General features: G+C 44.0%; 21 protein-coding genes. 13 read left to right on the plus strand and 8 right to left on the minus strand.

Going from position 1 to position 23,530, the window contains the following annotated elements; genetic code table 11:
- Positions 1 to 20: 20 nt before the first annotated feature.
- Genes GTK07_RS18610 through GTK07_RS18625 form a run of 4 tightly spaced genes read right to left on the minus strand, consistent with a single transcriptional unit; the run spans position 21 to position 1,550 of the window.
- The gene (locus GTK07_RS18610) at positions 21 to 383 is read right to left on the minus strand and encodes a metal-sensing transcriptional repressor (RefSeq protein WP_072882308.1); all 363 of its coding nucleotides are present in this window, start codon (positions 381 to 383) and stop codon (positions 21 to 23) included.
- A gap of 58 nt (positions 384 to 441) precedes the next feature.
- The gene (locus GTK07_RS19305; RefSeq protein WP_072882309.1) at positions 442 to 648 is read right to left on the minus strand and encodes a GDCCVxC domain-containing (seleno)protein; all 207 of its coding nucleotides are present in this window, start codon (positions 646 to 648) and stop codon (positions 442 to 444) included.
- Position 649: 1 nt separating this feature from the next.
- Positions 650 to 1,252, minus strand: coding sequence for a mercuric transport protein MerTP (merTP, locus tag GTK07_RS18620; RefSeq protein ID WP_163636596.1), 603 nt, complete (start codon positions 1,250 to 1,252; stop codon positions 650 to 652).
- A 1-nt stretch (position 1,253) separates the two neighbouring features.
- Positions 1,254 to 1,550, minus strand: a complete 297-nt coding sequence (locus GTK07_RS18625; RefSeq protein WP_369885153.1) for an ArsR/SmtB family transcription factor — start codon at positions 1,548 to 1,550, stop codon at positions 1,254 to 1,256.
- 698 nt (positions 1,551 to 2,248) lie between these two features.
- Here GTK07_RS18625 and GTK07_RS18630 point away from each other — a divergent pair.
- The 5 genes from GTK07_RS18630 (at position 2,249) to GTK07_RS18650 (ending at position 10,700) form a co-directional block, all read left to right on the plus strand.
- Complete coding sequence (locus GTK07_RS18630; protein WP_163636597.1) at positions 2,249 to 2,557, plus strand: DUF6660 family protein; 309 nt, start codon at positions 2,249 to 2,251, stop codon at positions 2,555 to 2,557.
- A gap of 123 nt (positions 2,558 to 2,680) precedes the next feature.
- Entirely contained in the window at positions 2,681 to 7,054 is a 4,374-nt protein-coding gene (locus tag GTK07_RS18635) for a CusA/CzcA family heavy metal efflux RND transporter (protein WP_163636598.1), read from the plus strand.
- A 4-nt stretch (positions 7,055 to 7,058) separates the two neighbouring features.
- Positions 7,059 to 8,258 (plus strand): efflux RND transporter periplasmic adaptor subunit, encoded by a 1,200-nt coding sequence (locus tag GTK07_RS18640; RefSeq protein WP_163636599.1) that lies wholly within the window; start codon positions 7,059 to 7,061, stop codon positions 8,256 to 8,258.
- 15 nt (positions 8,259 to 8,273) lie between these two features.
- Positions 8,274 to 8,690 carry a Fur family transcriptional regulator gene (locus GTK07_RS18645; RefSeq protein WP_067036187.1) on the plus strand — a complete coding sequence of 139 codons (417 nt, stop codon included), beginning with the start codon at positions 8,274 to 8,276 and terminating at the stop codon, positions 8,688 to 8,690.
- 42 nt (positions 8,691 to 8,732) lie between these two features.
- On the plus strand, positions 8,733 to 10,700 hold the full coding sequence (locus GTK07_RS18650; protein WP_163636600.1) for a heavy metal translocating P-type ATPase: 1,968 nt from the start codon (positions 8,733 to 8,735) through the stop codon (positions 10,698 to 10,700).
- A 337-nt stretch (positions 10,701 to 11,037) separates the two neighbouring features.
- Here the strand turns inward: GTK07_RS18650 and GTK07_RS18655 are convergent, their stop codons facing one another.
- Positions 11,038 to 11,346, minus strand: coding sequence for a hypothetical protein (locus GTK07_RS18655; protein WP_163636601.1), 309 nt, complete (start codon positions 11,344 to 11,346; stop codon positions 11,038 to 11,040).
- A gap of 237 nt (positions 11,347 to 11,583) precedes the next feature.
- Here GTK07_RS18655 and GTK07_RS18660 point away from each other — a divergent pair, with 237 nt between their 5' ends.
- The 8 genes from GTK07_RS18660 to GTK07_RS18685 all read left to right on the plus strand — a co-directional run bounded on the left by GTK07_RS18660 (position 11,584) and on the right by GTK07_RS18685 (position 18,456).
- Entirely contained in the window at positions 11,584 to 11,937 is a 354-nt protein-coding gene (locus tag GTK07_RS18660; RefSeq protein ID WP_036385938.1) for a single-stranded DNA-binding protein, read from the plus strand.
- A 63-nt stretch (positions 11,938 to 12,000) separates the two neighbouring features.
- On the plus strand, positions 12,001 to 12,450 hold the full coding sequence (locus tag GTK07_RS18665; protein ID WP_163636602.1) for a JAB domain-containing protein: 450 nt from the start codon (positions 12,001 to 12,003) through the stop codon (positions 12,448 to 12,450).
- Positions 12,451 to 12,591: 141 nt separating this feature from the next.
- The gene (locus GTK07_RS19205; protein ID WP_203583846.1) at positions 12,592 to 12,753 is read left to right on the plus strand and encodes a hypothetical protein; all 162 of its coding nucleotides are present in this window, start codon (positions 12,592 to 12,594) and stop codon (positions 12,751 to 12,753) included.
- 257 nt (positions 12,754 to 13,010) lie between these two features.
- On the plus strand, positions 13,011 to 13,139 hold the full coding sequence (locus tag GTK07_RS19385) for a hypothetical protein (RefSeq protein ID WP_262887595.1): 129 nt from the start codon (positions 13,011 to 13,013) through the stop codon (positions 13,137 to 13,139).
- 72 nt (positions 13,140 to 13,211) lie between these two features.
- Complete coding sequence (locus GTK07_RS18670) at positions 13,212 to 13,799, plus strand: BfmA/BtgA family mobilization protein (protein WP_051947127.1); 588 nt, start codon at positions 13,212 to 13,214, stop codon at positions 13,797 to 13,799.
- 2 nt (positions 13,800 to 13,801) lie between these two features.
- Positions 13,802 to 14,821, plus strand: coding sequence for a MobB family relaxase (gene mobB, locus GTK07_RS18675; protein ID WP_036379041.1), 1,020 nt, complete (start codon positions 13,802 to 13,804; stop codon positions 14,819 to 14,821).
- Positions 14,822 to 14,832: 11 nt separating this feature from the next.
- Positions 14,833 to 16,419, plus strand: coding sequence for a type IV secretory system conjugative DNA transfer family protein (locus GTK07_RS18680; protein WP_081894158.1), 1,587 nt, complete (start codon positions 14,833 to 14,835; stop codon positions 16,417 to 16,419).
- A gap of 141 nt (positions 16,420 to 16,560) precedes the next feature.
- Complete coding sequence (locus tag GTK07_RS18685; protein ID WP_156102167.1) at positions 16,561 to 18,456, plus strand: hypothetical protein; 1,896 nt, start codon at positions 16,561 to 16,563, stop codon at positions 18,454 to 18,456.
- Positions 18,457 to 18,516: 60 nt separating this feature from the next.
- Here GTK07_RS18685 and GTK07_RS18690 read toward each other — a convergent pair whose 3' ends face one another.
- The 3 genes from GTK07_RS18690 to GTK07_RS18700 form a co-directional block, all read right to left on the minus strand.
- Complete coding sequence (locus GTK07_RS18690; RefSeq protein WP_051947126.1) at positions 18,517 to 20,235, minus strand: UvrD-helicase domain-containing protein; 1,719 nt, start codon at positions 20,233 to 20,235, stop codon at positions 18,517 to 18,519.
- A gap of 3 nt (positions 20,236 to 20,238) precedes the next feature.
- Entirely contained in the window at positions 20,239 to 22,044 is a 1,806-nt protein-coding gene (locus GTK07_RS18695) for an ATP-dependent nuclease (RefSeq protein WP_036379038.1), read from the minus strand.
- 159 nt (positions 22,045 to 22,203) lie between these two features.
- Positions 22,204 to 23,364: a hypothetical protein gene (locus tag GTK07_RS18700; protein WP_163636603.1), complete on the minus strand. Its 1,161-nt coding sequence runs from the start codon at positions 23,362 to 23,364 to the stop codon at positions 22,204 to 22,206.
- Between the last annotated feature and the right edge of the window lie 166 nt (positions 23,365 to 23,530).

The following is a 23,530-nucleotide window of genomic DNA, read 5'->3' on the forward strand; positions in this document are numbered from 1 at the left end:
CGGTAGTGATTATGGGGAGGTCAAGCATTTTTGTGGTTTTCGAGTTTGGCCTTGAGCGCATCTATTTCCTTCATCTTTTCCGTTAGGCTGTCCAATTCCAAATCTGGAAATTGCTTTCGTATAAATTCGATACGTTCTTCATTGCCGCAATTTCCTGGACAGGCCTCGACAGTCTCGGATATCTTGATGGCGAGGGTCTTTCGATAGGTCTCATCGAGGAGCAGGTGATGTGCCTTGTCCAAGGCGTTCTTCACTGCTTTGAACTGTACCAAAATCTTCTCGGGGTCGGAACTTTCGTCCAATAACCTGACCAAACCGTTTACCTGTCCATTGATGCTTTGAAGTCTCGTTTTGATGTCCTGGCTTAAATCTTTTGGTATCATAATTTATATTTTATCTGCAATATATGGTTGTGAAAAGGGTGGTCTACCACTATTCTCGTCAACAACAGGAAGATTTATTCTGTATGGGTGGACAGGCGACAGAGCCATAGGAACAAAAAACACAGCAATCGCCTTCTTTAGGTCGAATTACTTCGTGACAGTTTTTACATTCATAAAAGTACTGGCAAGCATCGGTTGGCATTTCTTCCTCTTCTTGGTACCCACATTTGGGACAGGTAATGGTAGATAATATTTTTGTATCCATATTATTCGGAAACGTTATAGCCCGTATTGTTGATGGCCTTTATGATTCGTTGCTCCGTAACTTTGGCACGGTCATATTTAACTGTAGTATTGCTTTTTTCATAGCTTGCTTTTACTGAAACGATACCGTCCAATTTGTTGACCTCGCTCTCAATGTGGTTTTCGCAGCCGGAACAGGTCATTCCTTCCACTGTAAAGGTTATATCTACCATGTTGTCCTGCTGCACATATATGATTTCCTTGGTCGGTTGGGCATAAAAAAGCCCTGAGAAATATGGAAATGCCAGCATCAGTCCCGCAAAGAGGGTAACAAATAGCAGGAACCTTTTTGATTGTAGAAAGGAAGGTTTTACATCATTTTCACAGGCACAATCAATTTCTTGCTGCGATTTTGACTTTAGCTTCTGGTACCAGGCAAATCCAAGTACCAATACGGTCAGGCCTATAAAAAATGGTCTGAAAGCTTCCAGCCATGCAAAGGTAGATGCCATTCCGCTGGTGCCCGCAATCAATGCAAGCACAGGTGTGATGCAGCATAATGAAGCTGTGATCGCTGTAAAAACTCCAGTGAACATTGCTGAATATGATGATTTTTCTATGTTCATTCTATGCAACTTTTTTGTTTTCCTGAAGCCTGCTGAAGATGCCTTCCAACACCTCGCTTTGGCCTTTTACCAGTGAGTAATACAAGGTTTGACCTTCCCGTCTGGAGGTAATCAATCCAGCATCCTTCATCTTACGGATATGCTGCGAAATTGCGGGTACGGTCATTTCCAGTATATCTGAAAAATCACAAGGGCAGAGCTCACCTTCCTTGTTCAGCAGGAAAAGAATCTTCAATCTGGTCTCATTTCCTGCTAGGGCCAGTACCTTACCAATAGTGTTGATTGAATTCGAACTCATCCGTAGTGTCTCGCGACAGCGCGTCAACTGCTTTTGGTCCGCCTCGGCGCGGGTGCAACTTAATTCAAGGGCCATGATAAAAATTTTATTAAAGATAAGGTTATATCATTATATAAGCAAATGCTTAAATAAATTGTGTTTTTTTATGACCGGTTTATGGAACGACTGGCTTATCCTTCAAGGAAGCATCCCATTACAGGTCAACTTGCCCCTTTTGAATAGGACTTTTATACATCCGACGTGGCCTTTAGTACTGCCCGCTACATAAATTGAATCTTTTAGGCCACCATTTTGTACTATGATTAAGACCGTTTATTACGGTCAGTTGGACACCTGTCCATTGCAAGGAACGTTTGCTTGTTCCACTTGCCAACTGTACTTTGTTTCGTGTTGCATGGCAGTTGTAGAGGCTTGTTCCAGCAGTGATTTATTTTTTCGGTTATATGAGCGTTCTTGGATACTTTGATTTTTTCCAGACGAATTGGGATTGGGACGTGCTCTGGTAAAGCCATAGCCTTTTGGGGCGTTGGAATGGATTGGAAATTTCCTGTCTTGAATTTTGGATGGTCCGGATTGCCCCATTTGATCATCCCTTGAAATTTGAAATGGAATGCTCTTGGTTCCACACACTAAATCTTCAATAGGTCCTTTCCGAATTTTGCAATGCAGTTGCACCAAAGTTCTGTTATCTTTGCAAAGTGAAATTTTTTACCGTCATATTATCCATCTACGTATTGGCACTCAATGTGGTTCCTTGCAGTGATGCGGGTAACGTAACAGAAGACTCCCAAGGTGTTTATCTGGTTCAATTTGATGGTGAACACAGCGAGAATTGTGAACTATGCTCACCATTTTGCCACTGCCATTGCTGCCATGTGTACACGGTGGATTTTGGTATAGCTCGATTCCAGCCGCTTCAAGAGACTTACCTTGAAGATGATTTCACCCATTTTGAAGGATTGGGCAAGGAATTTACCGACCCACTATTTCAACCTCCACAGGTTTAATTCAGTTTTACAGGATAGCTATATCCGATTATGAGGTTTATGGACTTTGAACTTTTCAAAGACCTGTTCCCTCATACTTGCAACCCTATTGCATTGGTTCAACTGAATTAAAACACATTTTATATGATCAACAGAATCATTGATTTTTCAATCAATAACAAATTTATTATAGGTCTGCTGACCCTCGCATTGATTGGTGCGGGCGTTTACAGCATGACCCAAGTTCCCATCGATGCCGTACCGGATATCACCAATAATCAAGTGCAGGTCATCACCCAATCACCTAATCTGGGAACAGAGGATATTGAGCAATTCGTGACCTATCCCGTGGAAGTTGCGATGAGCAACCTACCCAATGTCAAGGAAATCCGCTCTGTTTCCCGTTTTGGGCTTTCTGTGGTGACCATTGTATTTGACGATGAGGTGGGCACTTATTTGCCCAGACAACTTGTAGCCGAAAAACTGCCCGAGGTTCAGGAACAGATTCCTTCTGGCTTTGGCAAACCCGTTATGGGGCCAATTTCAACGGGATTGGGCGAAATCTATCAATATACCCTTGAAGTAGATGATGAACATCAAGGTGAATATTCAGCAACGGAACTGCGTACGATCCAGGACTGGATTGTACGGAGACAGATGGCCATGGTACCCGGCGTGGTGGAGGTAAACGCCTTTGGCGGAAACAAAAAGCAATACGAAGTGGCGGTTGACCCGGACGAACTTCGCGCCATTGGTATCACCATTACAGAAGTGTTCTCGGCCCTTGAAAACAACAACCAGAATACAGGTGGGGCCTACATCGAGCGTAACCACCACGCCAACTTCATTCGTGGTGAAGGGCTGGCCAGGACCATATCGGATATTGAAAACATGGTGGTCAAGGCCGTTAATGGCATTCCCATCAAAGTGAAGGATATAGGTAAGGTAAGCATGGGAAGTGCGATACGCTACGGTGCGCTTACCAAAGATGGTAAAGGTGAAGCCGTGGGCGGAATGATCTTGATGCTCAAAGGGGCAAATTCCAACGAGGTGATCGAGAACGTGACCCGACGTGTGGAACAGATACAACGGTCCCTTCCTGAAGGAGTGTCCATCAAACCTTTCCTTGACCGTAGTGAATTGATCACCGAGACAACAGGCACGGTAACGGGGAACCTTCTGGAAGGTGGGCTTATCGTGATCTTCGTGCTGGTCTTGCTGTTGGGGAATTGGCGTGGCGGACTCATTGTGGCTTCGACCATACCCTTATCCCTATTGTTTGCCTTTATTTTGATGAATGTTTTTGACGTATGGGCAAACTTGATGAGCTTGGGGGCAATCGATTTTGGAATCATTGTAGATGGTGCGGTGATCATCGTAGAGGGTACTGTTTTCTTAATGTATTCCTATGTGGTTAAAAAGAAAGCCGTAAGCAAAGAAAAACGGGACGACATTGCCGCTAAGGCCTCTAAAAAAATGATGAATGCCGCCTTCTTTGGCCAGCTGATCATTCTGATTGTCTTCCTGCCCATTTTGGCCTTGGAGGGTGTCGAAGGGAAAATGTTCCGGCCCATGGCCCTCACCTTCATTTTCGCCATGATCGGGGCCATGCTATTGTGCCTTACCTATGTGCCTATGGTTTCGGCATTGTTCCTACGGCCGCCAAAATCCAAAAAACAATCCTATGGCGATAGGTTCGTGCATTGGATTGAGCGGAAATATGAACCGTTGTTGACCAAATCACTTTCTAAGGCCAAAGTGGTAGTAAGCATTGCCCTTGGCCTTTTTGCCATTGCCATTTTCGTCTTTACGAGAATGGGTGGTGAGTTTATCCCACAACTGGACGAAGGTGATATTGCCTTTCACGCAATCTTGAAACCCGGTAGTTCCCTGTCGGAAACCATCGAAACCACGACAAATATTGAACGTATCGTGAAGGCCGAATTTCCCGAAGTTGAAACCGTTCTCAGCCGTATCGGTGTCGCCGATGTACCAACGGACCCGATGCCCATGGATATCGCCGATGTCTTCGTTATCCTCAAACCAACGGATGAATGGACATCTGCAGAAAGCAAGGATGAATTGGTGGAAAAAATGAAGGAGGCCATCAGTATCGTACCCGGTGTGAATTTTGAGTTTACCCAACCTATCGAAATGCGCTTCAACGAACTACTTACGGGGGTTCGTGAAGATGTGGCCATTAAATTGTTCGGGGAAGACCTCGGCATATTGGCAAGCAAGGCCGAGGAAATGGGGGAAATCATTGCCGCCGTTCCCGGTGTGGCGGATATGAAAGTTGAGGCCACGGACGGCCTGCCACAAATCACCATTGACTATAACCGCAATAAATTGGCACAGTACGGTCTAAAGATCGAACAGCTCAATAAAGTGGTACAGGCCGCCTTTGCAGGAGGAAAGGCAGGCGTAATCTTCGAGGGTGAAAAACGGTTTGACCTGGTCGTAAGACTTCAAAAGGAAAACCGGCAAGGCATCGAGGACATCCAGAACCTGTTCATCAACCTGCCCAATGGTTCGCAAATCCCATTACGGGAAATTGCCGAGGTAAGTTATGAACCCGGCCCGATGCAGATAAGCCGTGACAATACCAATAGGCGGACCTATGTGGGCATCAATATTCGCGACCGTGATGTAAAATCCGTTGTAGAGGATATCCAAGAAAAATTGGATGCCCAGTTTGACCTGCCCACAGGATATTACATTCGGTATGGTGGTGCTTTCGAAAATCTGGAACGCGCCAGCAATAGATTGCAAACTGTTGTCCCTATTGCCTTGTTCCTGATTTTCATATTGATTTATTTTGCGCTAAAGTCCTTTCCACAGACCTTGATGATCTACCTCGCTATCCCGATGGCCACCATTGGCGGTGTGTTCGCCCTCTGGTTAAGGGATATGCCCTTTAGTATTTCCGCGGGGGTCGGCTTTATAGTGCTTTTTGGGGTGGCCGTTCTGAACGGCCTGGTCATGATAAATGGTCTCAATGAACTGAAGGAAGAAGGCGTGACCAATCTTAAAGGTAGAATTATAGAAGGCACCAAAAGACGGATTCGTCCCATTATGCTCACGGCCTTTACGGATATTTTAGGGTTTCTTCCCATGGCCGTTTCGGCTTCGGCCGGGGCAGAGGTACAGCGACCTTTGGCCACCGTGGTCATTGGTGGCTTGATAACTTCGACCCTCTTGACCCTCTTTATCCTACCCATCTTTTACCAATGGGTCGAGGGACGTTCAGAACGGATGAAGAAACCCGACCCGAAATGGGTTACCCCTGTGGTCATGGTCCTTCTTTTGTTCGCCACCGCACTGCCTGCCAAAATGCATGCGCAAGAAGGTTTTGAAAATGCACGGCAGATCCAGCCCAAAGATTCACTGCCCGCTATTTCATTGGAAGAGGCGGTGGAAGTTTCCAAGAAAAACTACCCGCTTTTGAAAGCGAAACAATGGGAGGTCCAAAAACAAACCGCCCTAAAAGGAATGGCTTACGACCTTGGCAATACCCAGGTCTTCACAGGTGGCGAAGAAATTATGGATGGACAGGGAATTTATACCTTGGTAGGGGTTGGACAACAGAATATCGACCTTTTGGGCATCAGTGCAAAAAAGCGTTTGCAGAAACAACGCATCGCTTTGGCCGAGACAGCTCTGGACCTTTCCGAATTGCAAGTGGAACAGGAAGTCAAAAAGGCTTGGTCAGAAGCCTATCGACAACGACAGAAATTTGAACTGTACCGTGAACTGGATTCCATTTATTCACAGTTTAAAAAAGCAATAGAACTCAACTTCGAGGTAGAAGCCATTTCCCGGCTGGAATATTCATCGGCCACAAATCAAGCCTTGCAAATCAACAATAAACTGCAACAGGCCGAAGGTGATTATGCCATTGCCCTGCAAAAGCTCAATCTTTGGTTGGTTTCGGACATCTACTATTCCGTTCCAGAAAAGCTTGATGAAAGTGCGGTAACGGTTTTGGGATGGGACGGGGATTTGGGAAAACACCCAGAGCTGGAACTTTCACAAAGGCGCATCGAAGAGGCCGAGGCGACATATGATGCGGCACGGGCTGACCTGCTGCCTAAGTTCAACCTTCAGGGCGGACTGCAACAGGTCAATGGCAATAGCGGGTTCTACACCTATCAAGCCGGCATTTCGGTTCCTTTGTTTTCAGGTGGACAGCGTAGTCAAGCCAAGGCCGCCAAAATTGAAAGTGAAATCGCAAAGACCAATGCGGATTATACCAAACGCCAGCTGCAATCCGAATATCGGCAGGCGGTGCAAGCCTATCAGAAATGGAGCGCATCGTGGCAATTTTATAGGGACAAGGCCTTGCCTCTTGCCCAAGAGCAGCGCAGGGGAGCATTGTTGGCCTACGCGGAGGGTGCGGTGGACTATGCAGCGTTCACACAGATTATTCGGGATGCCATAAACACGGAAATGGATGCACTTGACGCTCTTGACAACTATCTAGAATCAGTATTTGAATTACAATATTTTAAACAATAGACAAATGAACAATCTTTTTAAATATAACGTTATTGGGCTTGTGACGATGCTCTTGGTTCTTACTTCCTGTGGGAATTCCAAAGCCGATACTGAGGAAGCAAAGCAAAAAAAACCTGAAATGGGCGAAATGCACAAAGAAAGTGAAGCCAAAGAAGCCATGCTTACGGAGGCGCAGTGCCGGAATCTTAACATGAGAATCGATACCGTTGCCCAACGTGTTATGAAGCAGTATGTGGAAGCCAATGGCCAACTGGAGGTCCCACCTCAGAATGAAGCGACCATTACGACGGTCGTGGGTGCCAATGTGGTGTCCATAGAGGTCATTGAAGGCGACAAAGTAAAAAAGGGACAAACGGTCGCCTATTTGTCCCACCCCAATATCATCCAGAAACAGACCGATTACCTGAACGCCTACAGTAACAGCCAGTTTCTGAAAAAGGAATTTGAAAGACAAAAAACCCTGTATGATGCCGGGGTGGGCAGCGGGGCCAACTTTCAAAAGGCCGAAGCGGAATACCGGGCATCCCAAAGCCTGGCAAAGGGATTGGAAGCACAGTTGCAACAATTGAACATTGGTGCGTCCGGGGTGAGAAACGGTACGATTTACCAACGGGTGGCATTGCGAAGTCCCATTGAGGGATTTGTCCAGAAAGTAGCGGTGAAGACCGGGCAGTATGTAGAACCGCAGACCGACCTATTTGAAATCGTTGACACCCATCACGTCCATGCCGATTTAATGGTGTTTGAAAAGGATGTGTACAAAGTAAAGGTAGGGCAGCAAGTATCCTTCAATGTACAATCCATTCCCGGAAAGGAACTTACTGCGAAAATTTATTCCGTAGGGAAAACTTTCGAGCAAAATCCCAAAGCGATACACGTCCATGCTGAAATCGAGAACAAGGAAGGGCAGCTGATTCCAGGGATGTATGTTGAAGGACGGATTGAAATCCAAAAATCCGAGACCGTTGCGGTGCCTGAAAGTGCAATAAGTTCGAACGAGGGAAAGAAGTATATTTTTAAAGCGGAGCGTGAAGGCAATGACTGGAGCTTCAAACCTGTCGAAATTAACACAGGCCCAAATGACGGGGATTGGGTCACCATCGATTTTGTAGATTCCGTTGGGCCATATACTACATTTGCATACAACAATGCCTACTATTTAATGGCCCAAATGAAAAAAGGGGATACGGGACATAGCCATTGATAAAATTACAATATGATGACAGAAATTGAAAAAACATTGGAAAACAAAGGTGTACGCCCAACGGCGATGCGTATTTTGATCTATAAATATTTGGCTGAAAAGGAAGTGGCCATTGCCCTGACCGATATGGAGAACGCTTTCTCAAAAGCGGACAGAACCACATTGTACCGGACCCTGAAGACCTTTGAGGAAAAGCGCATTGTGCACCAAATAGATGATGGCACCAATATTTCAAAGTATGCCCTTTGCGAACCAGGTTGCAATTGTGAAATGGAGCAAGATCTGCACCTGCACTTTCATTGTGATAACTGTGATGAAACGGTCTGTCTCACTGAGCATAAGATTCCCCATATCAATCTACCTGATGGGTATGTGGCAGAAAATGCCAATTTGGTCATTAAGGGAATCTGCGACAAGTGCAGCGGGCAATAATTGCACTTCCGTTGCATGAAACAAATAACGACCTTACCGTCTATGAAAAAGAAAAAAGTAAAACTGCGTGATCTAGGTTCAAAGGAACGCCAGGGCGAACACGGACACGAAAGTGGCCATAACCATGGGGGTCCTGAAGGTGTATCTAAATTCAAGACCTATTTACCGGCCATTTTCAGTTTTGTAATGCTCATCATCGGCATAGCAGTGGACTATTTTGATGCTTTCCCGTTTTTCAAGGGCTGGATAAGGATCGCATGGTACACCCTTGCCTATTTGCCTGTTGGTTTCCCTGTCATCAGAGAAGGTTGGAACAGTATAAAGCATGGTGATTTCTTTACTGAATTTTTCCTGATGTCTATTGCCACTCTAGGGGCCTTTGCCATAGGCGAATACCCAGAGGGCGTGGCGGTAATGTGGTTTTATGCCGTGGGCGAACTGTTCCAAAATGCAGCAGTCAATCGGGCAAAGGGAAATATTAAGGCCCTTTTGGATGCGCGACCGGACGAAGCTTTGGTGTTTCGTAACGGGAATTTCGTTACCGTAAATCCCCAAACCGTCGAGATTGGCGAAAGGATACAAGTACGTGTGGGGGAGAAAATCCCCTTGGACGGTATTCTCTTATCCGAAAGAGCTTCCCTCAATACGGCGGCAATTACTGGCGAAAGTAAGCCCGATACGATAAATAGAGACGAAAAAGTCTATGCCGGAAGTATTAATCTCGAGGGTGTTATCGATGTAGAAACCTCCAAAGAATTCAAGGACAGTTCCATCACTCGAATCTTGGATATGGTACAAAACGCTACAGCCAGAAAATCAAAGACAGAACTGTTCATTAGAAGATTTGCAAGAATATATACGCCCATTGTGGTTTTCCTTGCCATTGGATTAACGTTCTTGCCCTACTTTTTTCTAAATGACTATGTATTTAAGGATTGGCTTTATCGCGCTTTAATATTCCTAGTGGTTTCCTGTCCCTGTGCCTTGGTCATTTCCATTCCGCTCGGCTATTTTGGTGGTCTGGGAGCGGCATCCCGAAATGGGATTCTTTTCAAAGGTGCATCTTTTTTGGAAGCAATCACCAAAGTGAACACGGTAGTGATGGACAAAACGGGAACCGTTACCAAAGGGGTTTTTAAAATCAAGGAGATCAAGACTGCCCAATTTGAGGAAGCCAAGTTTATGAAATACTTGATGGCCATGGAGGAACAATCTACCCATCCCATAGCAAAAGCAATTTTGGAATACAAAGCCGAAGGCACGGATATAAAGGCAACCGATGTATCGGAAGTTGCAGGAAAGGGATTAAGGGGAACGGTCAATGGGAAAACAGTGCTGGTGGGCAATAAAGCCCTAATGGCCTCAAACAACATTGATGTACCTTCGGAAACCGATGATCTTGTAGATTCTATTGTAATGTTGGCCATTGATGAAAAATTTGCAGGCTATGTTACCATTGCAGATGAACTCAAGGAAGATGCCCATCAAGCCATCCAACAAATCAGGGATGCCGGGATTTCGAAAATCATAATGCTTTCGGGTGACAAAGATTCCATAACGCAACAAGTCTCGAAAAAGTTGAACTTTGATTGGGCAAAGGGCGGCCTATTACCAGAAGATAAGCTCGGCGAAGTCGAAGAACTCAAAAAACAATCCGACACCAAAGTGGCCTTTATGGGCGATGGCATTAATGATGCGCCCGTTCTGGCCATCAGCGATGTGGGCATTGCCATGGGAGGCTTGGGTAGTGATGTGGCCATTGAAACAGCAGATGTCATCATTCAGACAGACCAACCGAGCAAGATGGCACGAGCCATTAAAATAGGACGCTCCACCCGAAAGATAGTTTGGCAAAATATTGGGCTCGCTTTTGGCGTGAAGGCATTTGTGCTCATCCTTGGAGCGGGAGGCCTAGCCACGATGTGGGAAGCAGTTTTTGCTGATGTGGGGGTTGCCTTATTGGCAATATTGAATGCTGTTCGACTTCAGCGGATGAAGTGGAACACTTAGTTTCAAAGAGGAACCATTTTTTGGGCTAACTTATATTTCAGCTGTTATTGGCAGCCCCATGGTTGGCCAAGACCTTCAATAAAATTGTGCATAAGAGGCTTCGCAGGTTGTGTCACCCAAACTACTGTCCGTGTATTGGAGGGGACTTCAGGAAGGTTAGGAGTCTGATTCTTCGAGAAACGGCGACAGGACTTATGAGACAATATGGAAGCTTCCGGGCATAAAGAATCTTATCCGAACAATTACGAAATGCTTATCACTGTAGATGAAAAATAATCCGGTCGTAGGGTAACTCCAATACGTTTGTTCCCTTATTGTCGTAATGTTTGATGAAACTTCATTTGGTCAAAACGGAAGTCTCCCAAACGGATTTTTGGTGCGTCCTTCCTTTGCAAACCCTTCTTGGGGTTTTGCCTGTAAGGCCGCAAATCCCCTTGACCGCCCAACAAATTTTAAGGGGTCGGTAATAAAAGAAGCCCTGATTGTTTTTCGGGGCATCGAAAAACAGGGCAGGGCCCAAGGACTTCCAATCAGGACACCATCGCCTGCAGTCGCTTAACTTCCCGTACGCTCCCTTGCCAATGGGTCGGATGGAATTCCTAAGGCCCTCATCGAACCTGTCAAGGCCAAGGCAGGTTTTGTCCATAAATAGGGTTTCCACTTCCTTGAAAACCTTAAGGTTTTACTACGTCGCGGAGCCTCCTGATTTCCGTCCAAAAGCCTTGACAGAACCCCCTTCTTTTATTGTGCTACGCACGTAAGAAGCAAACAAACGCCCCTTAAAATTTGGGAAACAATGACCAAAAAAATAGAGGGGAAATTTTTAACCCTGTTTGCTGATTTATCCAAACTGAAAGACGGCAGGCCTTTAAAACTTTTTATCATGAGTACATTGAGAAACAAAGTGCAACTTATCGGAAATGTGGGGCAGGACCCCACCATTACAGACCTTGACAAGGGGAAACGTGTGGCACGGTTCACCATGGCCACCAATGAACATTACAAGAACTCCGAAGGGGAACGGGTGACCAATACCGAATGGCACACCATCATCGCATGGGGAAAACTGGCCGACATCATCGAAGGTTTTGTGACCAAGGGCAAGGAAGTTGCCATCGAAGGGAAATTGACCTCCCGATCCTATGAGGACAAAGAGGGCAATAAAAAGTATGTGACCGAGGTAGTGGCCAGTGAGATCCTGCTTTTGGGTGGTGGTGATAACAATACCACCGAGTAAAATGGATAGGGGGGGTCCAGTCTTTGGGCATCCCTTTCTTTTTTCATCCTTAACATATTTGAAATGGAACACCGTGTCAATGAAATACAGATCAGTTATCGGGAAAAGCTCAGTACCCTGAAATCCCTATCCTTGACGAACTCCAATGAGGTGGCGAATCTATTGTTCCAAAATTGGGACAACAAGACGATAGGCCTTCATGAGACCTTTAAGATCGTACTGCTCAACCAATCCAACAAGGTCAAGGGCATTTATCCATTATCCCATGGGGGCATCACAGGTACCTTGGTAGATCTGCGCATCCTTTTTGCCATTACGCTAAAGACTCTTTCCGTGGGGATCATACTCGCCCATAACCATCCCTCTGGGCAACTCAAGGCCAGTTATCAGGACAAACAATTGACCCAAAAAATCAAAGAGGCAGCACAGCTTTTTGACGTCAAGATTTTGGACCATATCATCCTTGCCCCAGACGGACGGTATTACAGTTTTGCCGATAATGGAATTCTTTAATCCAATGGTCATGGAAGCGAATACAGAAATGACTGAACTTGAGAAATGGTTGGAAGAACAAAACGACCCTAGTTATTATCCCGATGGGTTCGATCCAAGCCTTTACGATTTATAAACAATGAAATTTTTAAGCATTGAATTATGGTCTATTTGAATTTTACCAACCTTGATAGCGAAACCCAGGAACGTTTGCTTTCCGTATCCAAAGAAGGTGTGGAAAGTCGTTCCGGGACTGAAATGCGACAATTTGCCCAAACCCATGGTTTGGACTATAATTCCCTCATGGAAGAGGAAGCCATGTGAAATCTATACAATTATGATTTTGTATTCAATATGTAAAACCTAAAACACACTATCGAAGCCCATCCATTATGATGGGCTTTTTTTATGTCTTGAATCTTGGTTTTTATATCTTTAAAGTGTTAGTTTTCAACAGCATTTTAGGTGCGGAATTATTTTGATCTGCTTTGGTAGATCAGTTTGACTTTCCTTGTTCCGTACCCATCGATTTGACTTTTACAGATTAGGCAACTGGGTTCAATTCCTATTGGTTTTGACCCATGTTGTGCGATACGATTTTGTCCCTTCGGGACAAATCGGAGAAGCAAGAGGATAGCGTGCTGGCGCAGCGCTACCGATTAGGATTGCTCCGCAAGGCCCTGTTTATAGGGGTTTGGGGTATTTTATAAAATTTTGAGCTTTTGGTTTTTGTTGAAAAAATGGGCCGGGCCCAGTAAAACCAAGGAATTTTTGTTGAAAAAATGGATAAAGGATACGAAAAAGAGACGTTTGCGGGACTGAGGATCAAAATCTCGGTGGCCCTGAAATTTCGGAGCTTTTCCAAACGGCAAGGAAAGTCCCATTCCATGACCTTGTTGGCCATGGTGGAGTTCTTTGACCATAATGGTATATCGCCCGATGAACGGATGCACGAGACCATTGCAAGCCTTAAATATTTGATCAAACGGCGATTCAATGCCATGGTGGCCATTATGCGCAGTATCGAAAAAGAGCAGACCCTGCCCACGGTCAGTATGATACAGGCCCTCTTTCAGCAGGAACTGGAGTCTGAAGATGGCGAGGAATGGGAAGGGGACTTTGAGTTTTTTGAAAAGCAACTGACCGAGATCAATGCCCCCACCAATCCTGAACTGTTGGACAAGGAGACCACGGTGCCCAAGATCGTGCATGAAAGACTAAAAGAGCAATTGGTGGAACTGAAGGAGGATTTTGCGCATGTTCTGGATCATGTGTCCGTGACCAAGAACCGCTTTGGAAAGGACCACCTAAAAGTGGACCTCAAACCCGGAGCCATTGAACAGTACCGCACCAAACTCAAAAATCTATAAGCATGTACATCGCCATCACAAGACAACACTTGGGAGATAACTATCACGGCAGTGCCAGTGATTTTGTCAAGTATCTCGAAAAGGAGAACGAAGGTAAGGCCCCCGAAGAACAAGAGCTTTTTTTCAACCAGACCGAAAATGATATCGATGCGCAAAGGGTCATTGCCGAGATCGATGCCAATACGGCCAAACTTTCGAAACGGGATCCCAAGTTCTATTCCATCATGGTCAGTCCATCCCAAGTGGAGCTCAACCATATCGGGAACGACCCTGAAAAGCTGAAAGAGTACACCCGGGAAATCATGAAGACCTATGCGGCCTCCTTTTATAGGGACAAAGAGGTGACGGTCAATGAGGTATTGTATTTCGCGAAACTGGAAAGGGAACGTACCTATTCCGAAAGGGACAAGAAAGTCAAGGAGAATCAAGCCTATGCCAGCAAGATTTTGGAATTGCAACACCAGGTCAGGGCCATCAAGGAGGGTAGGGAGCAAGGGGACATGGCCAAACTTCAAGAAAAAATCAATGCCTTGGAAATGGAGGCACCCCATAAACAGAATGGGAAACGTATTGTTCCAGGCATGGCCAAGGAAGGCCACCAGAGCCATATCCATATCATTGTGAGCCGAAAGGATATCACGAATTCCCATAGCCTCTCCCCGGGATCCAAGTTCCGCACCTCGGAAACTACCCTTAATGGGGAAAAGGTCAAACAGGGGTTTGATCGGGACAAATTCTATAGGGCCTCTGAAAAAACATTCGATAGGCAGTTTGGATATAGAAGGAACTTTGTGGAGACCTACCATGCCCGAAACCTTCTGGATAAGAATCCCAAACAGTTCTTTGCTGCCCTTTTGGGACTACCAAGCAATGAAAAACAGGCAGCCAATCAATTGTTGTTCAAGGCCGGAATCAAAGTGCCGAGCATCCCCACCAATAAAGCGCAGTTGGCCTATAAAGCGATGATGCAGCTCAAAAAAGGCATCGGAAAGGCCATGGAATCGGGATCCATTGGAATTTAAATAGTGTAGATATGGAAAATTTAGGATGGATTGAAATAGTATCTGGGATCGTATTCGGGGGAGGAATCTCGGTTGCAGTAAATCGATTTCTCAAATATGGGTTTGTGATTTGGGTTTTGGGAATTGTTCTTTTAGCGGTGGCCAATGGTTTAGTAGGAGGATGGGATGGTATCATAAAGGGATCATTGACCCTTTGGTTGCCATTGTTTTTTGTCCATGTGGTGATCTATGGTCTGGTGGATTACTACAAGGACAATAAGAAACCCTCCAAAGTCTTTGAGGTGAAAATGAGGGTAAAGGGGAGGCCATTGGTACTGGGAAACATCCGAAGGGGGGTCTCAGTGATGGCTTCTGCAGGAAGCGGTAAGACGGAGAGTGTCATCTATAATTTTTTAAAGCATTTTCAAAAGGAGCATTTCTCCGGGGTCATCCATGATTACAAGGATTTTGAGATAACCGAAATGGCCTATCCCTTGTGGAATGGTGAAGAGATCCCCTTTAAGATTGTTTCTTTTGGACCTATTTATAATCGGGTCAATCCAATAGCTCCCCGATACCTGCCCGATGAGGAAAGTGTGCATGAGGTGTCAAGGGTGCTATTGGAGAATTTGATGGAACATAGGGACTCGGACGAGAACAGTACCTCCCGCTTTTTTAAGGATGCAGCCGAGGGCTTGATCAGTGGATTGATTTGGCGATTAAAGACCGATTATCCACACTATTGCACCTTGCCCCATCTCATGGCTGTTTTCCAACAATTGGCCACCAAGAGCTTGATCAAGTTCCTAAAGGGAAACATCACCTCCCGTGCCATGGCGGATGCCTTTATCAGTGGCATAGGATCGGAACGACAGACAGCAGGGGTGCTCAGTACCCTGGCCAATGGATTTAAAAAGATCAGTACACGAAAGATCTTTATGGTGCTTTCCAAGGATGAGATCTCCTTGGATATCAATAATGAAGACCATCCATCCATCATTGCCTTGGTGAACAACCCCCAAAAGGATGCTTCCCTTTCCCCGGTGATTGCTACCATTATCCATACCATTTCCAAGCAGATGAGCCAACGCAACCGTAAACCTTCCTTTATGTTGTTGGAAGAGGCTTCTACTTTGCGATTGTTGAACATGCATCGGATTCCAGCCACTTTGCGGAGTTATGACATTGTTAGTGTCTATGTGTTGCAGGACAAGATCCAGAACGATATGATGTACGGGGAGAAGGCCAGTAAAGCGATTCTCTCAAATTTATCTTATCAGTTTTTCGGGAAAGTCAATGACCCAGACACCGCTCGATACTATGAACGTTTTTTTGAACTGGTCAAGATACCGACCCGTAGTGTGAGCAAGAGTTCAGGGTTGAACCTGGAACGACGCATCACGGAAGGGGAAAAGGAAGTGTCCAAGCGTAGGGCCGAGGTGTTTTTTCGGTTAAAGCAGGGGGAGTTTGTGGTTTTTGCAGATGGGAAGGACAGAAAGGTGCAGTTTCAAAAGCCAGAAATTGAAAGAGGATTGTCCAAGCCTTTGCTGGTTTCAGAATCGGAACTGGAGCAGCATTATCTAAAAGTGCACCATGATATTGGGATGATTTTTAAATGAAATGAAAGGATTGTTTTAAATTGTTCTTATTATCTCTCCCATCCTATTATTGCACAAATTTGAGTAATTTACTTAATATAGACGTAAGGCATTGCTAAGAAGGTTATACCGATATCAAAACTATCCCAAATAAATATAATTATGAAAATGAACAATGGGGTTGGACCTGTAAAAAGAGTGGACTTGAATTTGAGAACGCTGTTTCCCGAATTGGCAACAACCATTTATAAAATTGAGCTAAATAAATATCTCATCTATGTGACCAACTTTAGTGGGGATTTTAAAGTTCTAACAGAACGATTCGAAAATGAAATAAGGCCTTTGCTCACTCCAGTAAAACTTGTCAATACAAAGCCAGAACATTTTCAGGAGATTATCCCGGGATTATCGGATTTAGAAATCTCCAAGGGATTTCAAGGAATGCTCATGAACAAGGTAGAATGGATTTTTCTTCTAGCCGCTAAATTTCCAAAAATCAATTTTTACAAGATTTCCGATGACGACGGGGTCGTTGGCATACATATCGCCAATTATAAAATAAAAAGTGGAAAGGAGACCAAGTATGTGTATGCAGATATATTTTCTATTGCAGAATTGGAAGCTTTTATATCAAGTCACCAAAGTCCAATCACATTCAACATTATAATTGATGAGTTTGAGGAAAAACCGGAATTGACCCAAGGATTTGATGAACGTGGTGGAACCTTTACCTATGTGAGAGAAAAAAACCAGAAACCTCTGTTTGTTCAAAGGGACGAATCCTTGTGGTTCGACAACATCGACGCCATTTTTGAATCAAAGTACACCAAGGAACATCTTTATTTCTATGACAAAGAAGAGTATTCCTGTTATGCTGATTTTAGTGCTTTTCCCAATATTGACTTGCGATATTTTTTAATGCTTTATCAAACGATGTATTTGTCACCTCCCTTGGATACGAAGATTTCTGAATGGTTAAAGGGTTTTGATGTAACAGTACGGGAATTACTGACCTTGATTGAAAGAGGGCGCGTAAAGCTGATTCTTATAAATGATACTTCAAGATATGACCTGGGTTTCTTAAATGAGGTTTATGAATTGAGACCCAACGCCATAATCTCTAAAAGGGGTGTTTCTTGTCTGCAACAATGTGATATCGTAGAAATGTCAAATCGATACATCTTTAATGAAATGAAATTGGTTCAAGAACTGAAACTAATAAGTGAATTCTTGGCCAAAGAATTAAAAAAGGATACAAAGATGCTCTATAATGCATTAGTTTGGCCTATCAAGGCCCGACGTAAAAGCTTTGAGGTCTTACACCGGGGAGGTGTTCTCAGTGCTTCCCTCTACGGGGTGGACCAAATTATAGATAATCCTCCCAGTAGTGATATTAGTGAAGATACAAGCTTTTTATTGAAGATGTTTTCTTATGCCACCCATCTGTCACATTCTTTAAATGCTACCTATTTTCCAGTCAGGGGAGAAGAAGGGTATACTGATGAAAGTTATGCAGAAGTTATGGGGAAGCTTCTGAATTTTTACAGGAATGCAACAATAAGTAACCTTAAGGATTTTACGGATTGTGAGTCCTTTTTGGCCAATGGAAATACTTTTGTTTTACCCATTGAGCTGATTAAAATCAATCCCTACCCTTCCATTCTCGAATTCGAAGAGGTCTTGAGCAAGGAAATTGTATTTCCCAATAGCGAACGTTTAATCAAGACCCTTTCCCATCTCTCATTGGATGAGCAAAAGAAGAAAATTGCCTTCTATAATCGGGAGGTAACCAGATATCTTGGTAAAACACAAAAAACGGAACGCTTATTGGATTTAGGGGTCCAAACGTTATTCGAGATTATAGGGAGTCCCATGGGACTTCCAATAGGTTCGATTTTCAACTTTTCACAGTGGGCTACGAACAAGTACATGAAAAAAATTTCGCCAGCACAAAGAATCCAGGAAAAGATTGACCTTGCCCTAAATCAAAGTACCGATAGGAAGAATATTCATTTTTTATCCAAAATCAACCGAGTTGCGATGTTAAGAGAGGCATAACCTTTCTGGTAAAATCAAAAAGTTCGGACAGCAGCTAACACCATTTCATTGCAATTATTTTCACAACCCATCCAAATTGAACATATCCAACAACTTTGAACGGAAACCGGCCTGTCTTAAAATAAGGACATGGTGTCTTGCCCTTGTCACCCCTACCAACAATAGTCTTCTAGACCTGTCCATTCCAGCATTGTCATCCCGCAATTCGATAGGGGAAATGTGTTCATTTTGAAAAATGATGACACCATCAAATTCCTTCCCTTTGGACTTATAGGTGGTCATAACGTGTATGCCCTCCTCTTTGACCACATCTGATGACATTTGGGATTCCAAAACTGCCCTGTGTAGGATTCCACGTGCATCCACATATCCAGAATGTTCCAACCATGCATTTCCCAAGTCTCTCATGATGATTCTCCCTCGGTTGTATGCTACTAAAAATTCCGATTGTCGTGCGAATTTTTGTATTGGCCCCATTTCACAAGTAAACAGAAGTTCTTGTACATATTTCCAATCCTGTGCTGGATTGCCTGAAAATTGATGTTGACTAATTTTCTCAATCACTCCTTGAAAATAGGGTATGGTCTTACCACTAACTTTTCCGTCCTCCATTACTTTAGCTATCCAACCATCATATTTTGTACTTTCCTTTCTGTTTCCTTTTGCACTTTGGTAGTCCCTTAGGATTACCAAAACCCAAACCAAATGTTGCTTTTTGTCCAAAATGGGTTCCATCAGGCAGGCTACCAATCTACTGGAAAAGTTAGTGGCGGTCTCATCAAATTGAACCCTATGTGGTATTTTTCGGGCCTTAAGTGCACTTGAAACCATTTTAACTCCTTTCCACCAGGGGGTAAGGATGGCAATGTTCTTTGGTTTTTCTCCAGTTGCTTCTTCGATTTTGGAATTTAATATACCTACGCTTTGGCAAATACTACGGTCACGATATTTCGCAATTACAGCATACTTCATGGATGTCATACCTTTATATCCCCTATCTCTGGGACTATTATCGCGTAAGTCCCTTGCAAAATCTAGAATCTCTGTATTGGGATTCCGGAAATTATCCGATGCCAATGTTATTTCCAATGGATTGATTTGCTCCTTTATTTCCAAAAGCCGTCTCGGATCAATATCTGGTCTGTAATCAAAAATCTGTTGATCCAAATCGCCTAACAACAACAATTGGGAAATCCCGTGAAAAGCTTGTACAATTTGCCATTGTTCCGTGTCAGTATCTTGAGCTTCATCCACAATGATTAGGGGGAAGGCGCTCCCAATGGAATCCCGAATACGCTCACTCCTGGTGATGAGTTCCAATACAATTGCTGCAAAACGGTCAAAGGTTATCTTTCCTTCTTGATTGAAAAGGTCTTGTTTTTCCACTAGCCAAGCTGGGTCATCGTCCTTCCTGTCCCCTTTCAAAGCAGCTTCATCATGGGGTGGTATGATGGATATTTTTTTGGGACAACCCAAAAGATAGCCGTGGGTCTTTATAATTTCCAAAAAAAAGGCATGGAATGTCTGAACATACAACTTGGCACCAAGTTCCTTGAAATCAGGAAAGTTTTCCGCAGATTCTAAAATTCTGGCCCTGGCATTTCTGGAGAAACTGAGAAAAAGGATTTTCTCGCCTCGGTTCAATGATTGTTCCCGAATATAGGAGAATGCTTTGGCCAGGGCAATGGTGGTTTTGCCACACCCCGGGCCTCCTATGACCAACAAGTTTCTTTTACAGTCAAGGATGGCACGTCTATTTTCATCAATCTCAAGTGCCATGGGCTATTCCTCATCTGGTTCTGTGGCTCCATTCCCCTCCTCTTCAAATTCCATGAGTGGCACTTCCTCAGGTTGTTTGAACTTACGGTAGATTTCTTCCAGGAAAGTCTTAATTGTAATGGGGAGTTCTTCCATGGTACACTTTTCCACTAAAGAAGCCGAGCGCCTTTCCCCTTTCTTTTGTCTCAATGCCTCATCCAATAACTTTCCCACTGTGACATCATCCGGTTGCATTTCAGGGAGATGTGGTCCATTTGCAATCTCTCCATTTTCTTTGAGCTCTTGTAGAAATGCCCATTGAATGCTTACCGGCACCTCGTCCGCCAATAATTTCTCGATGGCCTTATGGTCAATTTCCTTGTAGAAGTCAAAAGCTTCATTCAGTTCTTGGATCTGGTCGGCGGAGCGCTGCATCTTATCAAAAAAAGCAAAGGTTGAAAGTCCTATTGATTTGAAAAACTTCCCCCAATCCGTAATATTTCCATCACCTTCAGCTTCAAAAATGGTCACTCCTGATAAATCGAATGGAAAATTGTCCCGATCCTGCTCCAGTATTTTTGCAGCAGCTGACAAGACTTCCAATTCAGTCAGACCTTCACCAACGATGACAGCATTTCCCAAGATTACCTCAGCTATGGAATGCCGTATTTTTCTCCGATAGTTCTTTGGTTTTAAACCGGCATAGGTAATATCCACACCAGTCACCTTGGAGCCTTCTTCCTTTTTCAGTATTTTGATGTTCTCCGGGTCGAACATTTCTATTACATATGGGGAATGGGAGGTCACAAATGCCTGAGTGGTCTGTTCCAACAAGTACTCAATGATTCGTCGTTGTGTATGGGGAGGCACCGCTATTTCCGGTTCTTCCATAGCGAATATGATGTTTTCCTTCTTTAGTTCTGCTATCGCGGAAAGCATTGCAAAGACCATAGTGCTGAGTGTTCCCGTGCCCAATCTCTGGAATGGAACCGGTTTCTGCTCCCCCGAAGATTTCATAAAAAAAGATAGAGTACTTCGAAGATGGTCCCTGGTCAATTGGGACACATGAAGAGTGGAAGCCTTTTCGTCGTTGGGAAGGGGAATATATTGTCCTATACGCAGCTCCAAGTTATCGAGTACTTTCCTAAGAACTCCGATGCTCTCCTCCAAAGGGGGGTCTAGCTCTTCAAGTCTGGTCCTTGTTTTCTCCCAAAATTTTGGCCGAATTTCACCAATTCGAAGTAGGATATCCAAAAGGGTTCCCCGCTCCAGACTCAACGCCCTTCTTCCAGTTCTTAATGCCCTGAGGTAGAGAAACCCTATTTCTCTTTTTCTGCGTTTTGGGACTTCTCTAAACTCTCCTTCATCTTCATCGGGGGAATGCGAGAAGTAGGTTTTTGCCGAAAACTCGTCCTCATCCCGATCATACTGACCAATGAATTGTAACCGCAGGCACATTTCAACGAATTCTTCATCGGTTGCTTCAATCTCCCCCTGATCAAGGATTTCTTGCCGTTTTTGATGCCAAAATTCCATATGATTTCGAAAGACGCCCTGCATCTCTATTGAAATGTCGGTGAGAATAACCTCTATATGGATTTGTTTTGGAGCTTCACCTTCCTCATAATAATAATCCCCATTGTAGAAATCATATTCATCGATGGCATCCATCCGGTTGAGACGGTCTGGACCCAAAACTAGATCAAGGGCTTCGCATATGGTGGATTTGCCAATATTATTTTTCCCCACCAATAAGGTATGGTCCTTAAAGAAAAGGGTGGCCTCCTGGATTCCCCTGAAATGGGTAATCTGCAATTTGCTTATTTTCATTTTGGTCAGTTCAGCTATTAAATGTAGTTCTTAACTTACAAATTTTCCCTTAGTATAGCTGGCTTTCACTTTAATTGTAGCGGAATCCTCGAGGAAATACACCTTTTAGGAATTGGAATGCTCGTTTACATCGGCATCAAGCAGGAAAAGCCTCTTGTTCTAAATAAGATATTTGGAGGCATCAATTCTTTCAGCTATTTCAGCAAATGCCATTGGTCTGGACCGCATTTTGAAATAGGCATCCCTGGCTTCATTGATAATGTCGTGAATATAAAACAGATCTAATCCTGATATTTGGGCCAATCGGTGTTTGCTGTTTTCCAATCCCGTAAGGAGTTTGGTGAAATCTTTCTGGTTGGCATTTTCATAGAACGATTTCAGGATTTCATACACGGTGCGAATGGGGTCAAAAAAATCATCCCCTTTGATCTCCTTAGACACCGATAGTTCAATTAATTCCAATAGTGCATTGATGGCTCCAGGTGCATAAAAATCGCCAAAGTCCACAGTGCTGAAAAACCGATGTTCCTTGCGATTGTACCTATTGCCAGCTCTAAGCCACTTGTTGAAAAAGGCAAGAGCCTTGGGATGACCTGCCCTAATAAGATACTTTATGGCGGTCAACCCTTCCATGCCCCCCTTATTTTTCTTTAATACCTCCATGGTCTTTTTGATTACGATTTCCTTCTGGCCTAAATTGATTAAGTGACCAGTGGCATCCCAATAAAGACTGTTATCGTCCTCTACAGGGGCTTCATTTTCCAAAATGTGCCGAAGCAACTGCACATCTCCTGTGGTCTCAACATATGACCCCAGCAATTTCCAACGACGATATCTGTTTTGGCTTTGGTCCAACAGATAGTCCCCAATCAGTGAATAAACTTCGCTCAACCCATGAGATAGCGCGAACTCTGCATGATTGATGAAAACAATGAACTCTTCCAAACCATTATGTAAATTTTTGATAACCCTGGCCTTGATCTTATCGATATCCACTTGCTCCAAAATATAGTCGTACCCTACCACGCCACCTTTTTCCAAATGATAATCGACCCAGAGCATGTCCAAATAGGTAGACTCTTGGTATTTGAAATCATAGCGTCTTCCAAAGAACCACAGGTACTCACAGATTAGGTAATTTTTGGATTGGTACCGTCCCAAAGCATGTTCGAAATCTCCATTTTTCTCATTCTTTAGGCACCACTTCTTAAGGTACGCAATATGCTCAGGTCGTTCAACAATATTCTTTTTTGATTGATTGGTCAATTCCCTTTTTATCTTGAACAGGATATAAAGCTCGTCATCGACGTATTTATGCACATCTGCTAATGTTATACTTTTACCTATCTGTCGCCTGGCTGCAAAAAACGGGCATAGTATACCACCTTCGGCGGGTCAAAGTGAGCCACCCGCGGCGGACCAAAGTGAGCATAGTGGGGCGGATGAACGTGAGCCACTAAAAAGATCGATTCTATTTGAGTGTTGC

Source organism: Flagellimonas sediminis (genome assembly GCF_010500845.1).
GTDB classification, from domain to species: Bacteria; Bacteroidota; Bacteroidia; order Flavobacteriales; family Flavobacteriaceae; genus Flagellimonas; species Flagellimonas sediminis.

What these genes read in the sequence shown, in the direction of transcription:
- GTK07_RS18690 (WP_051947126.1), bottom strand. Translation starts at nt 20,235, where the DNA reads ATGGCACTTGAGATTGATGAAAATAGACGTGCCATCCTTGACTGTAAA.
- GTK07_RS18695 (WP_036379038.1), bottom strand. Translation starts at nt 22,044, where the DNA reads ATGAAAATAAGCAAATTGCAGATTACCCATTTCAGGGGAATCCAGGAG.
- mobB (WP_036379041.1), top strand. Translation starts at nt 13,802, where the DNA reads ATGTACATCGCCATCACAAGACAACACTTGGGAGATAACTATCACGGC.
- GTK07_RS19305 (WP_072882309.1), bottom strand. Translation starts at nt 648, where the DNA reads ATGGATACAAAAATATTATCTACCATTACCTGTCCCAAATGTGGGTAC.
- GTK07_RS18655 (WP_163636601.1), bottom strand. Translation starts at nt 11,346, where the DNA reads ATGGACAAAACCTGCCTTGGCCTTGACAGGTTCGATGAGGGCCTTAGG.
- GTK07_RS18685 (WP_156102167.1), top strand. Translation starts at nt 16,561, where the DNA reads ATGAAAATGAACAATGGGGTTGGACCTGTAAAAAGAGTGGACTTGAAT.
- GTK07_RS18665 (WP_163636602.1), top strand. Translation starts at nt 12,001, where the DNA reads ATGGAACACCGTGTCAATGAAATACAGATCAGTTATCGGGAAAAGCTC.
- GTK07_RS18650 (WP_163636600.1), top strand. Translation starts at nt 8,733, where the DNA reads ATGAAAAAGAAAAAAGTAAAACTGCGTGATCTAGGTTCAAAGGAACGC.
- GTK07_RS18625 (WP_369885153.1), bottom strand. Translation starts at nt 1,550, where the DNA reads ATGAGTTCGAATTCAATCAACACTATTGGTAAGGTACTGGCCCTAGCA.
- GTK07_RS19205 (WP_203583846.1), top strand. Translation starts at nt 12,592, where the DNA reads ATGGTCTATTTGAATTTTACCAACCTTGATAGCGAAACCCAGGAACGT.
- GTK07_RS18670 (WP_051947127.1), top strand. Translation starts at nt 13,212, where the DNA reads ATGGATAAAGGATACGAAAAAGAGACGTTTGCGGGACTGAGGATCAAA.
- GTK07_RS18680 (WP_081894158.1), top strand. Translation starts at nt 14,833, where the DNA reads ATGGAAAATTTAGGATGGATTGAAATAGTATCTGGGATCGTATTCGGG.
- GTK07_RS19385 (WP_262887595.1), top strand. Translation starts at nt 13,011, where the DNA reads ATGTTGTGCGATACGATTTTGTCCCTTCGGGACAAATCGGAGAAGCAA.
- GTK07_RS18660 (WP_036385938.1), top strand. Translation starts at nt 11,584, where the DNA reads ATGAGTACATTGAGAAACAAAGTGCAACTTATCGGAAATGTGGGGCAG.
- GTK07_RS18645 (WP_067036187.1), top strand. Translation starts at nt 8,274, where the DNA reads ATGACAGAAATTGAAAAAACATTGGAAAACAAAGGTGTACGCCCAACG.
- GTK07_RS18635 (WP_163636598.1), top strand. Translation starts at nt 2,681, where the DNA reads ATGATCAACAGAATCATTGATTTTTCAATCAATAACAAATTTATTATA.
- GTK07_RS18610 (WP_072882308.1), bottom strand. Translation starts at nt 383, where the DNA reads ATGATACCAAAAGATTTAAGCCAGGACATCAAAACGAGACTTCAAAGC.
- merTP (WP_163636596.1), bottom strand. Translation starts at nt 1,252, where the DNA reads ATGAACATAGAAAAATCATCATATTCAGCAATGTTCACTGGAGTTTTT.
- GTK07_RS18640 (WP_163636599.1), top strand. Translation starts at nt 7,059, where the DNA reads ATGAACAATCTTTTTAAATATAACGTTATTGGGCTTGTGACGATGCTC.